This is a genomic window from Lysobacter capsici (genome assembly GCF_014779555.2).
In the GTDB taxonomy this organism is placed as follows: Bacteria; Pseudomonadota; Gammaproteobacteria; order Xanthomonadales; family Xanthomonadaceae; genus Lysobacter; species Lysobacter capsici.
Genome location: NZ_CP094357.1, coordinates 4,490,834 through 4,504,432 on the forward strand (window position 1 = coordinate 4,490,834; position 13,599 = coordinate 4,504,432).

The following is a 13,599-nucleotide window of genomic DNA, read 5'->3' on the forward strand; positions in this document are numbered from 1 at the left end:
ATGGCGACGGGGTCAGATGGTGGGAACTGGAAGCTCCAGCGATTGATGCAGGCGGTGCCGCATGCTTCCCCATGAGCGTGCGTTGGTTCTTCGACGCGTGGTGCGCAACGAAGCATCGATGGCGACCACGGCGTGACTCTGCGGCAGATTTGTCGCACACAACAAGACGCAAACCCGCCGAGTCGACATAGCATCCGTGCATCGCGTCACGCATACGACGAAGATTTGTTGCTGTTGAAATCGGTGTGCATGACGGGAAATTGAAACTGAGACGTCGCGCGAATTCACAATGCAATCCAGCGCACGAAGCAGCGGAACTTCGAGGTGGGGTGATCGGAAGTTCACCGGCGCGGGAGATGACGCGGCAGGGTTCACGGCGATCGGGTCTCGGGCTTTCGGCATGGCAGCGCGGGTTCGGGGGCATGCATGGATCGATTGACGCGGCGATCTGAGCGGAAGACGTCGGGGCTGAAATCCCCACAAAAGAGCTCGCCGGCTCGCCTCGCCTGAAGATCGCGTTCGGTAGCGCGACGGGCGATCATCGGCGCTCAGGGCGGTCGAACATGATCGTTGCGTTGCGTTGCGTTTCCTCGCATCACGTTGCATCGCATCACATCAGATCGCGTCGCAACGCGGCTTGCGGCTCGTGGCGTGACGCAGCTTCATTTCGACGTGCCGGGTTTCGAGCGCCGCGCCCGTGCAAACGAAGAACCCCGGCCGAAGCCGGGGGTTCTGGCGCGACTACTTCGGATCCAATGACCGGATCAGAACGTGATGCTCCAGCTGTCGATCTTGCCGACATCGCCGCCGGCGTTGTCGTTGACGCGCAGCTTCCAGGTACCGTTCAAGGCTTCGCTCGACAGGTTCTTGGTGTAGGTCTGGATGATGTTGTCGGTGCTGCCGCCGGTGCGGTTGTGCAGGTTGTAGACGGTTCCGTCCGGCGCGACCAGGTCGACCTTGAGGTCGCTCTTGTAGGTGTGCAGGATGTTGACCGCGATCGGCGTGCTGGACGGCGCGTTGCCGCTGCGGCCGGACACCACGATCGCGCTTTCCACGGTGGCGTTGTCGGTGATGGCGACGTCGGTGCCGTTGCTGTAGGTCTGGCTGCCGTTGCCGCCGCTGACCGTGACCGAGGCGGTCTTGGTGTTGGTGGCGCCGTCGTCGTCGGTGACGGTCAGGGTGACGGTGTAGGTGCCCGCCGCGCTGTAGGTCTTCGACGGATTGGTCGCGGTCGAGGTGGTGCCGTCGCCGAAGTTCCAGCTGCGCGAGGCGATGGTGCCGTCGCTGTCGCTGGAAGTATCGGTGAAGCTCACCGTCAGCGCGCTGGCCGACGAGGTGAAGTTCGCGCTCGGCGGATTGTTGGTCGGCGGCGTGCCGGTCGAATCCAGGCCGTCGACGAACTGCGCGCCGGTCGCGGAAGCGTCGAGCCAGTCGCTCAGGCGCGAAGCCGCGGCGCCGCCGCCGGTCCAGGAGGTGAAGATGCGGCCGTAGTAATCGGCTTTTTGTTCCTGCGGCACGGTGCAGCTCGACGGGCCGCCGTGCAGCTGGCCGATCACGCGCTTGTCCGGGCTGTACAGCGGCGAGCCCGAGGAACCCGGCTCGGTCACGCCGCGATTGACGCCCCACTTCACGAACACGTGGCTGCCGTTGGCGACGGTCGGCGGGTTGTAGTCGGCGCCGCCGTAGTTGGTGGTGCGCGAGGCGCTGTCGGAGAAGCTGATGCGCTTGTCGGCGACGTTGGGATGGTGGATCGCGATCGAGCTGTTGTAGTTCTGGTCGCGGCGATCCCAGCCGGCCCAGTACAGGTTGTAGGCCGGGTTGGCGGCGGTGTTGAGTTCGAGCAGGGTGAAGTCGGAGGTCGCGTAGGTCGCGCGCAGGGTCGCGCCGGTCTGCGATTGCGCCAGCGAACCGTCGCCGTCGGCGCCGCTGGCCGAGGAACCGGGCAGACGGCAGGTGCTGTTCTGGTAGTTCCAGTACACGACCATCGAGTTGTTGACCGAGGCGCTGGTCATGCCGCAATGGTTCGCGGTCAGGAAGTACATCTTCCTGTCGTTGGCGGTGTTGTTGACCAGCGAGCCGGTGCACCACATCGTGCCCTGCTTCGAGTACGCCGCGACCGAACGGATGATGTCGCGGTAGCCGTTGCCTTCCGGGCAGACCACGTCGATCTCGCAGCTGCCCGAGGTCGCCATCGGGCCGACATCCAGCGCGGCGTTGCGCGCGAGCTTGCCGAAGCCGACATAGTCGTGATTGACCTTGGCCAGGTGCAGCTTGAGTTGCCCGACCTTCGCCGCCGGCACCACCACTTCGATCACCGCCTCGTCGCCCAGCACCACCGGCGTCCACAGTTCGCCGAAGGCGTTGTTGTCGGCCGGGGTGAAGCTGCGCACGCGGCCGGCGTTGGAGTTCGGACCCTGGTCGGCCGGATAGATCAGCATGCGCGCGCCTTCGGGCAGATTGAACTGATCGAAGTGGAAGTTCAGCGACAGCGCGTCCTTGGATTCGATGCGGGTGCGCCAGACCACGTTGCCGTCGTCGAGCGATTCCCAGGTGCCGCTGTTGAGCGTGTCGATGCTCACCGGCAAGGCGGTGGCGAAGCGCGGCACTTCGTTGCGCGCGTCGCGCTTGAGGTCTTCGGCGCGCAGCTTGGCCACGTCGACCGCCGGCATCGCGCGCACAGCGATGGCGTCGACGCGCGCCAGGCGGGCGTTGTCGAACGCGGCCGGGCGCAGCGCCGGGCCGGCCAGCGCGGTGCCGATCGACAAGGCGAGCAGGCCGAGGGTGAGGGTGATTCGTTTCATGGATGTCTCCGTCCGTTGGTGATTCAGGCGATGGTTCGGTTTGGACCACGATGAATGGCGGCGTGAATCGCGTGGGGCGAATGCCGGCCCGCGTCCGTGGCGGACCGGGTCGGCACTTCGCCGTCGTACGCGACGGCGCGCCGCGCGGGATGAGGCGCTCCCCTGCGCGCGCTCGAACTGCGAGGTCTTGCGCTTGCGATGCCCGCGGATCGAAGCGATCCGCGGGCCGGTGACATCGCGCTGGGCTGCGTGGCGACAATGCGGCCCAAAACGCCCCCCTGATTGACAGTCATGTGCTCCGACTGACTGTGTTTTGCGGGTACGGCCCGATCAAGGCGAGCCGATCAGAACGTGATGCTCCAGGTATCGATCTTGCCCACGTCGGCGGACGCGCGATCGGCCGCGCGCAGCTTCCAGGTGCCGTTGAGCGCTTCGCTCGACAGGTTCTTGCTGAAGCTGCCGCTGACGTTGTCGGCGCTGCCGCCGGTGCGGTTGTGCAGGTTGTAGACCGAACCGTCCGGCGCGATCAGGTCGACGATCAGATCGCCCTTATACGGATGCACGATGTTGACCGAGATCGAGGCGTTGCTCGGCGCGTTGCCGCTGCGGCCGGACACCACGATGCTGCTGCTCACGCCGGTGGCGTTGTTGTCCGGGATGTTGACGTCGGTACCGTTGGTGTAGGTCTGCACGCCGCTGGCGTTGACCGTGACCGAGGCGGTCTTGGTGTGGGTGGCGCCGCCGTTGTCGGTGACGGTCAAGGTGACGGTGTAACTGCCGGCCGCGGCGTAGGTCTTGGACGGATTGGTCGCGGTCGAAGTGGTGCCGTCGCCGAAGTTCCAGCTGCGCGACGCGATGGTGCCGTCGCTGTCGGTCGAGCTGTCGGTGAAGTTCACCGTCAGGCCGCTGGCCGAGGAACTGAAGTTCGCCACCGGCGCGGTGTTGCCGCCGGGCGCGCCACGGAACGCGGCGACCGCGGCCTTGGTCTGCACCAGCACGCGCTGGTTGTGGTTCTTGTCGGCGGTTCCCATCGGCACGCCGTTGTAGGTCACGTCCGGATTCGACCAGTAGTTCAGGCGGGTGCAGCCGCCGGTGCAGGCGTAGGCCATGATCGTGCGCCACTTGGTGCCGGTGGCGGGCTCATAGCGGTAACCGTGGCCATAGGCATACGGCGTGTTGTTCGGATCGGCGGCCGGATCGTGACGCGCCGACAGCAGATGGCCGATTTCATGGGCGAAGCTGTAGTAACCGGTGGCGCAGTCGTAATGCACGGTCGCGAACGCGGTCGCCGCGGTCGAACCGATCGAATGGGCCAGTCCGCAGTTGCCGGCGTCGTTGATGATCAGCACGCTGACGTCGGCCGCATTCGCATCGCGGCTGGCGTGGATGTCGTCCATGTAGCCGTCGCTGGGATCGGCGAAGCGTTCTTCGTCGGTGAAGTGGCCGTCGCCGGCCGAGGTGTACTGCACGGTGCGGTAGTTCGCCAGTTCCAGCTGGATGCCGACGTTGGAATTGACGTAGCCCTGGTTGCTCTCGGCCACCGCCAGTTCGACCAGCGCCTGCATGTCGCCGCCGTAGGCGGTGACCGCTTCGTTGGTGGCCACGACCTGCACGCGGATGGTCGCGGTCGCGCCCGGGTCGATCGCGGCCGGCCCGATCGCGGCGCTGTTGACGCGCGCGCTGGCGGCATTGGCGTTGGCGACGCGGGACGCTTCGCGCATGTCGATCTGCGGCAGGTCCGAATCGCGATAGCCCAGCGGGTGATCGGGCGGCATCTTGCTTTCGTCGACTTCGATCACCGCGTGGCTGCCGTCGGCGAGCGGACGGATGCGATACAGCTGACCGTCGACGCGCACGTTGCCGGTGACGCCATCGCCGCGGCGGACCAGGGCGACCGAGTTGAGTTCGTCGTGACGCACTTCGCGCGCGTCGGCGCTCGCGCGCTTGGCGTTCTCGCGCAGATGGCCGAGCCACACCGTGCTGCCGCGGCCGGTGTCGCGCGCGCTGTCGAGCACGGCGTTGACCCGATGCCCGCCGAGTTGCAGTTCGATCTCGCGGGTCTGCGCGCTGACCAGCGCGGCATTGGCGCGCTTGAGTTGCAGCGATGCGGTGGCCGGCGCGGCCGCCAGGCTTTGCGCGTGGCTCAGCGCCGAGGCTTGCGCGCTGGCCAGACCGGCGCGCGCCGTGGGCGCATCGCCGGTGAACAGCGGCTGCGCGGCGAACGCCGGCGCGGCGACCAGGCTGGAGACGAGCACGGCGCCGCGCAACGCGGCGCAAAGCGTTGCCGTACCGCGCGCGGGCGCGCGGCGTGAGGACTTGCTGGACATTGGTTTAACCCCCGATGGATGAAAGCCGCTTGCGCGGTCGAAGCGTCGGATTGCGGTGGTCGTAGCCGGAATTGAGCGACAGCGCGGTGGCAGGCGATCCCGCGTTTCCGGTCTGATGATGGGTCGAGTCGTCGGCTCGCCCATGTCATGACGCTAGCCGGTGGAGGAACGCGACGGCAACGGTATCGGCCGCGATTCAGGCGCGTCGTTCGTGATGTTTGTCATGCATCGTAAAATTGCTGCCTTAATTGGATTTTTTCGGCATGCATAAACACCTTTTTGGTGCCTCAACGCTACTGCGGCGCAACAGAAAAAACCCCGGCAATGCCGAGGTTTTCGTTTGTCGTCCAGATGGGGCCGCGAGCGCGGTTCAAGCGCGCGATCGACGCATCGCGAGCGCACTTATTTGTCGATCACCTCCGGGCCGCGGATGATCGGGCCGAGCGAGATGTGGTTGTCGGGCTCGATGAACTGCACGTCCGGGTCGTCGGCGAAGGTTTCCATCAACCGCACCGCCTCGGCGCGATCGAGCGCGGGGCTGACGCTGAACACATCGGCCTGGATGCCCATGCGGTGTTTCCAGGTCAGCTTCAAGCCGCTCTTGTTGGCCAGACCGACGCGTTGCGCGGTCTGGTCCAGGCGCGCCTGCACCGCGCCCTGCTGCGTCAGCGGCCCGGTGTCGTCGCGGTATTTGACGATGAACTGGCCGAACGGCCCGGCGCCGACCGGCGCACCGACCTGGGCGCGACCGGCGACCGGCTTGGCCTGCGTATCGCCGGGCTGGACGTATTGCGGCGGCGCCTGCTCGGGCTGGTTTTGATCGGGCTGACTTTGAGCAGGCGCGGCCTGATCGGGCTGCACCGGCTGCGTGCGCGGATCGGGCGAGCCGGTCTGCACCGGCTGCGGATCGGCGGACTTGGGATCGGAAGGATTGGTGCCGGATGCCATGCAGGCGCTCACTGAGAAGGACAGCAACACGGCCACGGCGGGAAGCCAGCGTGTACGGATCGAGGATGACATGCGGGCAGCTCCTGAGGTGGAACAGGTTTCAACGCAGGCCGGGGCCGATCGGGGTCGAGCCGGCGAGATGAACGCCGAACCCGCGCCGGACGCGGCAGGCCGGTTTCATTCTTGCACAGCGGGCATGACGAACCCGGCGACGCAATCGTCGCCGGGTGGAGGCTGCAGGCAGATGGAATGCGCGCCGGCCCGCACCCGGACCGGCGCCGTCGCTCAGGATCAAGGCGCGACCGAGCGCGCCCTCGCCACCGCCGCGGCCGCATCGACCAGGCCGGCGCCGCAACCGCCGGGGCAGTTGGCGGCGCTGATCGGACGCGCCGTCGCCGCCAGGATCTGGCGCACCTGTTCGAAGGTCCTGGGCGTGGGCGACGCGGTCTGGATCATCGCGACCACGCCGACCACGTGCGGCGTGGCCATCGAGGTGCCGTCCAGGTATTCGTAGCGATTGCCCGAATAGGTCGACAGGATGCCCTGGGTCAGATGCTGGCGCGTGCAATCCTGCGGCTTGTTGGCGAAGCGACCCAGCGGGAAGAACTCGCTCGCCGGCGAGCAGCTTTCGCCACCGGGCGCGGTGATGTCGATGCCGGCGCCGTATCCGGAATACCACGCGCGGCGGCCGCCCTGGTCGCTGGCGGCCACGGTGATCACGTTGTTGCAGCTGGCCGGGGTGAATCCGCGCACGTCGACATTGTTGTTGCCGGCGGCGGCGACCACGATCGTGCCGTTGGCGGTCGCGGTGTTGATCGCGCTCTGCCAGGCCGGCGTCTGCGTACAGGCGCTGAGCGTGCCGACCGACAGGTTGATGACGTCGGCCGGATTGGGATTGGCCGGCACGCCCGCCACGCGTCCGCCCGAGGCCCAGACGATGCCGTCGGCCAGATCGGACATGAAGCTGTTGTTGCCCTGCCCCAGCACGCGCACCGGAACGATCTTGACCCCCGGCGCCACGCCGGCGACGCCGACGCCGTTGCCGGTCACCGCCGCGACCGTGCCGGCGACGTGGGTGCCGTGCGGGAGCGACGGGGCGTAGACGGTATCGATCGGATTGGGATCGCGTCCATCGCCGTCGTTGCCGTTGCTCACCGACAGCATGTCGTAACCGGCGATGACGTTGCCGTTCAAGTCCGGATGCGAAACGATGCCGGTGTCGACCACCGCCACCACCGCGCCGCTGCCGTCGCTGGTGTCCCATGCGCTCGGCGCGCGAACGCCGACCGCGCTGTCGGCCAGGTCCCATTGCTCGGCGAAGCGCGTGTCGTTCGGCAACGCGGTGATGTCCACCGGCAGATCCGCCTGCACCCATTCGACATTGGGATCGTCGGCGATCCGCCGGATCAGCGCCTGGGTCTGCGCGCGGCTCAACGGCACGTCGCTGGTCACGACATCGCTGCCGATGGCCATGCGCCGCAACCGCTTGAGCGCTGGCGCGGACTGGCCCGCCGCCAGGCCCAGACCGGCGCGGCGCAACGAGGCGTCGACCGCGGCGGCATGGCGCGCCGGCGCGCTGCCCGGGACGAATTTGACGATCAACTGCCGGTAGGTCTGACCGTCGTGCAGGCCCCCCACATGGGCCTGGCCTGCGAATGCCGGAACGGCGGCGATGCCGCCCAGCGCCAGCAGCGCCGCGGCGGCGAACGAATGCACACGCCGGTTGCTATCGGAACGCGATTTCATGAGAAAGAACCCCTGACTGAATGCCGCATGGCGGCGAACTGCAACGTTCCCGCGCTCGCAGCGCGCGCGATGCGATCGACGGGACGTTCGATGCGGACGCGGCGCATGCCGCGTCCTTGTCTCGACGATAGGCAGCAGGAAAATTCCGCGGCAAGCCGGCGATGGAACATGGGCGCGCTGGAAAACAGTCGCCGGTCACATATCGCGACATCGCGCATCGTGCGATTTCCGCAACGAAATAGCGGGTTTTTACCCTAGTCGGACAAGTCCGATTCGCTGCGCGGACAGGTCGTGTTGCGCATTCGAAGCATCATCTATACGTAATTAGTGCGCATGTTTATGCGTCGCGTTCCACCGCATCGCCGCAGGCGGGTGTGCGCACCGATCCGAATCCAGCCGGCTTCGCCCAGCCACTATCGGGTTGTCGTTCGCATCGCGCGCAAGACCGTTGCGCGCGCCGGAGCGCGGACGATCGCTACGGCCATCGCCGGAAAAAAAACGGTAGCGCGTACGGGAGGATGCGCAAAAACAAACCCCGGCCTTGCGGCCGGGGTCTGAGTCGAACCTCAATTCATCGCAACCGAAATCAGAACGTGATGCTCCAGGTGTCGATACGGCCGATGTCCTGCGCGGCGCGATCGGCGGCGCGCAGCTTCCAGGTGCCGTTGAGCGCTTCGCTCGACAGGTTCAGGGTGAACGTGCCGCTGACGTTGTCGGCGGCGGAGCCTGTGCGGTTGTGGATGTTGTAGACCGAACCGTCCGGCGCGATCAGGTCGACGATCAGGTCGCCCTTGTACGGGTGGATGATGTTGACCGTCACCGAGGCGTTGCTCGGCGCGTTGCCGGTGCGGCCCGACACCACGATGCTGCTCGACACGCCGGTCGCGTTGTTGTCCGGAATGTTGTAGTCGGTGCCGTTGCTGTAGGTCTGGGTGCCGGTCGGCGGCGTGGTGCCGTTGACCGCATCGAGCGCGGCCTTGGCGTTGACGATGCCGGCGCCGCAACCGCCCGAGCACGCGCCCGGCAAGGCGCGCGCGGTGCTCTTGAGCAGGGCTTCGATTTCGGCCGGAGTCTTCGGCGTGGTCGCCTTGGACTGCAGCAGCGCGACCACGCCGGCGACGTGCGGCGAGGCCATCGAGGTGCCGCTCATGTACACGTACTGCTCGCTGCCCTGAGTGGTGGTGCCGCTGTTGTGGGTCGAGGCGATCTGGTCGCCCGGCGCGGACACGTCGATGCCGGTGCCGTAGTTGGAGTAGCTGGCCTTGGCGCCGGTCGAGGTGGTCGCCGCGACCGCGATGACGTTGGCGCAGTTGGCCGGGGTCGAGGTCGACACGTTCGCGCTCTCGTTGCCGGCGGCCACCACGATGGTGGTGCCGCGGCCGACCGCGCCGTTGATCGCGGTCTGGTAGCTGCTCGGGCAGGCGCCGCCGCCGCCGAGGCTCATGTTGATCACTTCGGCCGGATTGGCGTTGGCCGGAATGCCCGACACGGTGCCGCCCGAAGCCCACACGATCGCGTCGGAGATGTCGGAGTCGTAACCGCCGCAGCGGCCGAGCACGCGCACCGGCACGACCTTGGCGTTGAACGCGGTGCCGGCCACGCCCTTGGCGTTGTTGGTCACCGCCGCGATGGTGCCGGCGACGTGGGTGCCGTGCCAGCTCGAATCGCCGGCGGGCGCGTCGTAACCGGGCGAATCGCATTCGGTGGCGTTGTTCCAGTCGCCTTCGTCGTTCGGATTGGAATCGCGGCCGTCGCCGTCGCGCGAGACGAAGGTGTCGGAGATGAAGTCGTAACCGGGCAGGATGTTGGCGTTGAGATCGCTGTGCGGAGTGATGCCGGTATCGAGCACCGCGACCACCGAGCCGGTGCCGGTCGAGAGGTCCCAGGCCTGGTCGGCGCGGATGCCGCCGTTGGCGCCGTTGAAGCCGTACTGCACGCCGTAGTGGGTGTCGTTCGGGGTCAGCTTGCGCTGGCGCAGCACGTCGACTTCGACGTATTCCACGTTCGGATCGGCGGCGATCTGGCGCATCAGCGATTCGGCCTGGCTGCGGTCGAGCGCGCGATCGCTGCGCACGACGTCGGCGCCGATCGCGGTGCGGCGCAGATGGCTCAGGCCGAACGCGGCCGCGCCGCGGGTCTTGCCGGCGGTGCTGTTGGCCGCGGCGTTGAGCGCTTTCTGCACGTTCGCCGCGCTGCTGCGCTCGACGCTGTTGTTGCTGTATTTGACGATGAAGCGATCGAATTTCTGCGCAGTCTGCAGACCGCTGAGGTTGATGCGTTCGGCGGCGAACGCGCTGCCGGCGGTGCTGGCCAATACCAGAGCCGTGGCGACGGCCAGAGCGTGCGTGCGATGAGTGCGGACGGACATCGTTTGAAACCCCCGAAAGAGCCGCGAGCGCGGCAGAGTGGCCCGGTACGGCGACGGCAACGACGAGAAGCCGCGTCGCCCGGACGGTTTACGGACGCATATCCGGCGCGCGGCCGGCCTGCGTCCTTTGATTCACGCTAACGATTGCGCGAACTCGGGGACAAGGGTTTTCCGGGGATTTTTTACGCCTTAATGGTGAAACAAATCACGCATTTGCTACGCAGTTGTGTGCCGAGCGTCACAACGCAGAAGCGTAAAAACACCCTACCCGCGGTGTGTGCGTCGTGTGTCTGGAGTGGACTGTGAATGGGTGCTCGGGGTGGTTGTGACCGGGGGTGTTGGAGCTTCGGAACGGTGTCTGGATGGAGCGCTGGATCCTCGCCTTCGTGAGTCGGCAGGATCGGTAAGGCGCTGGCTGGATGCCGGCGTTCGCGGGGATGACGGGTAAAGGCGAGTTGCTCGGGCGGTTGCTCGAAGCTACGGCGCAGCAAGGCGTCGCAAGCGCTCATGGAAGCTGCATGTGTTCTTGGCATGTGCGCAGATGCGACGCTTCAGTCGACCTTCCCGAACTATTCCCCCCTTTAAAAAAGGGCGGCCAGGGGGGATTTGCTTTTACCCGCAAGACGCCGCGTTCTCCACGAAGCATGGGCCTGCAAAGACTTCGTACTTAGGCCTGGATGAAGCCCTGGATCCCCGCGTTCGCGGGTATGACGAGCAAAGACGAGGTGTTGGTGATGGCTCGAAGCTACGGCGCAGTAAGGCGTCGCGGGCACCATCGACGCTGTATGTGTTCTTGGCATCGGCACGTGCGCAGATGCGACGCTTCAGTCGAACCTTCCCGAACTATTCCCCCCTTTGAAAAAGGGGGGGCCAGGGGGGATTTGCTTTTACCCGCAAGACGCCGCGTTCTCCACGAAGCATAGGCCTACAAGGACTTCGAACTTAGACCTGGATGAAGCCCTGGATCCCCGCCTTCGCGGGGATGACGAGCAAGGCAGAGCGCGCGGCCGGGAAGTCGAGGCGATAAGGCGGCAACGCGCCGCGCACACTGGTTGCATCGGCAGAGCGGAAAGTCGCTGGATCCCCGCGTTCGCGGGGATGACGATGACAAACATCCGCTGCGTACGATGAGTTCCGTCGGATGACGATTAAAAAATACCCGCTGCGTACGACTAGCTTCGTCGGATGGCGATTACAAACAACGTTGCGTACCACGAGCTTCGTTGGATGACGATTGCAAACCGCCCCGCATACGACCAGCTCCATCGGACCACGACCGTAAACAGACGCTGCGCGTGGCGATTTCGTTGGGATGACGAATACGGACCGAGGCGCGCCTGTCGAAGTTCGTCGAGATGACGATTGCAAACACCCGCTGCGCTCTGCAAACCCCGTCGCCATCCGCATGACCCACCGACATCGCCGGCGAGGCCATCGACGAAAACAAGAAACCCCGGCCGAAGCCGGGGTTTCCCGTGCGACACCTGGCGCTTCACTGCGAAGCATGGTGTGCGATCAGAACGTGACGCTCCAGCTGTCGATCCGGCCGGTGTCCTGCGCGTCGCGATCGGCGGCGCGCAGCTTCCAGGTGCCGTTGAGCGCTTCGCTGGACAGGTTGACCGTGTAGGTCTGGTTGATGTTGTCGGTGCCGGCGCCGGTGCGGCTGTGCAGGTTGTAGACCGAACCGTCCGGCGCGATCAGGTCGACGATCAGATCGCCCTGATAGGTGTGGACGATGCTGACCGCGACCTGCGCATTGCTGGGCGCGTTGCCGGTACGGCCCGACACGGTGATGCTGGTCGACACGCCGGTGGCGTTGTTGTCGGGAATGTTCGCGTCGGTGCCGTTGCTGTAGGTCTGCGCGCCCGGATTGGTGCCCTGCACCGCAGCGACCGCGGCGGCGGCGTTGACGATGCCGGCGCCGATCGGCTTGGTGCCCGGCGACACCGGGAACGCGCGCGCGGTGTTCTTGAGCAGGGTGCGCATCTGTTCCTGGGTCAGCGGCGTCGGCGCCACTGACTGCACCAGCGCGGCGACGCCGGCGACGTGCGGCGCGGCCATCGAGGTGCCGTCGTAGGACTTGTACGTCTCGGTCGTCGGCCCCTTCGTGCCGTTATTGACGGTCGACAGAATGCCCGAGCCGGGCGCGGCGATATCGACACCGGTGCCGTAGTTGGAGAAGGACGAACGCGCGCCGGAGGAGGTGGTCGAGCCTACCGAAATGACCGTGCCGCAATTGGTGTTGGTGTAGCCCACCGCCTCGCCCTGGGTATTCGTAGCCAGGAGCGCATCGCCGTTGCTGTTGCCGGCCGCGACCACCACGATGCTGCCGCGCGCGACCGCCCCATTGAACGCATCCTTGGTGATCTGCGAACAGGCCACCGGCGCCCTGCTGCCGAGGCTCAGATTGATCACGTCGGCCGGGTTCGGATTGGCGGGAACGCCGGGCACGCTGCCGCCGGACGCCCAGGTGATCGCGTCGGCGATATCCGAACCGTAGCCGCCGCACTTGCCGAGCACGCGCACCGGCAGGATCTTGGCGTTGTGCGCGGTACCGGCCACGCCCTTGGCGTTGTTGGTGACCGCCGCGACCGTGCCGGCGACGTGACTGCCATGCCACGAGGAATTGGACATTCCGCAGAACTGCTGCACGGTGGGGTTGGCGGTGTCGGTGCTGTCGATCCAGTCGCCCGGATCGGCCGGATTGGCGTCGCGACCGTCGCCGTCGTTGGCGATGAAGAAACCCGAACCGGGCAACCCATCGGCCGGATCGTCGCCGCTGATCATGTCGTAACCGGCGATCACGTTGGCGTTGAGATCGCTGTGGTTGGTGATACCGGTATCGATCACCGCGACCACCGTGCCCTCGCCCTTGGTCACGTCCCAGGCGGTGGTCGCGCGGATGCCGCCGGTGCCGGTGCCGAAGCCGAACTGCTGGCTGAAATTGGTGTCGTTCGGGGTGAAGTACGGAACCATGAGGATGTCGTTGGACACCGACTCCACCGACTGATCGGCGGCGAGCTGGCGCATCAGCGTGGCGGCTTCGTCGCGGCTGAGCGCGCGGCTGCTGATCACCACGTCGGCGCCGCTGGCGGTGCGGCGCAGGCGCTTGAGCTGCACGGCGCGCTTGCCGCCGCCCAGGCGGCTGCTGGTCGCGCTGGCGGCGTTGGCGATGGCCTTGTTGAAGCTGGCGACGTCGCCGCGCGGCGCGCTGCCGCTGCGGTACTTGACCAGGAAACGGCCGAACTGCTGACTGCCGTCGACATTGAGGCTGCTCAGATCGACGCGATCGGCGGCGAACGCGGAACCCGACGCGGCGGCGATCGCCAGGGCGGTGGCGGCGGCGAGGAGGTTGAACGAATTGGAACGTGCGGACATCGGTTAAAGCCCCCTGATAGAACATGGGCCG

The 13,599-nt window shown here is 66.5% G+C and carries 6 protein-coding genes and 1 pseudogene; all 7 read right to left on the reverse strand.

The window, feature by feature from the left end:
- Positions 1-764: 764 nt before the first annotated feature.
- A complete protein-coding gene (locus tag IEQ11_RS18420; RefSeq protein ID WP_247024596.1) occupies positions 765-2,801 on the reverse strand; it encodes a proprotein convertase P-domain-containing protein in 2,037 nt (678 codons plus the stop codon).
- 344 nt (positions 2,802-3,145) lie between these two features.
- On the reverse strand, positions 3,146-3,733 hold the full coding sequence (locus IEQ11_RS26050; protein WP_425494690.1) for a PKD domain-containing protein: 588 nt from the start codon (positions 3,731-3,733) through the stop codon (positions 3,146-3,148).
- A gap of 27 nt (positions 3,734-3,760) precedes the next feature.
- Positions 3,761-5,068 (reverse strand): annotated as a pseudogene (locus IEQ11_RS18425) (M12 family metallo-peptidase); the annotation flags it as partial.
- Positions 5,069-5,530: 462 nt separating this feature from the next.
- Positions 5,531-6,076, reverse strand: a complete 546-nt coding sequence (locus IEQ11_RS18430) for a hypothetical protein (protein WP_191823072.1) — start codon at positions 6,074-6,076, stop codon at positions 5,531-5,533.
- Positions 6,077-6,367: 291 nt separating this feature from the next.
- Positions 6,368-7,822 carry a S8 family serine peptidase gene (locus IEQ11_RS18435; RefSeq protein WP_191823073.1) on the reverse strand — a complete coding sequence of 485 codons (1,455 nt, stop codon included), beginning with the start codon at positions 7,820-7,822 and terminating at the stop codon, positions 6,368-6,370.
- 586 nt (positions 7,823-8,408) lie between these two features.
- Positions 8,409-10,190, reverse strand: coding sequence for a S8 family peptidase (locus IEQ11_RS18440; RefSeq protein WP_191823074.1), 1,782 nt, complete (start codon positions 10,188-10,190; stop codon positions 8,409-8,411).
- Between the two features lie 1,515 nt (positions 10,191-11,705).
- Complete coding sequence (locus IEQ11_RS18445; RefSeq protein ID WP_191823075.1) at positions 11,706-13,568, reverse strand: S8 family peptidase; 1,863 nt, start codon at positions 13,566-13,568, stop codon at positions 11,706-11,708.
- Between the last annotated feature and the right edge of the window lie 31 nt (positions 13,569-13,599).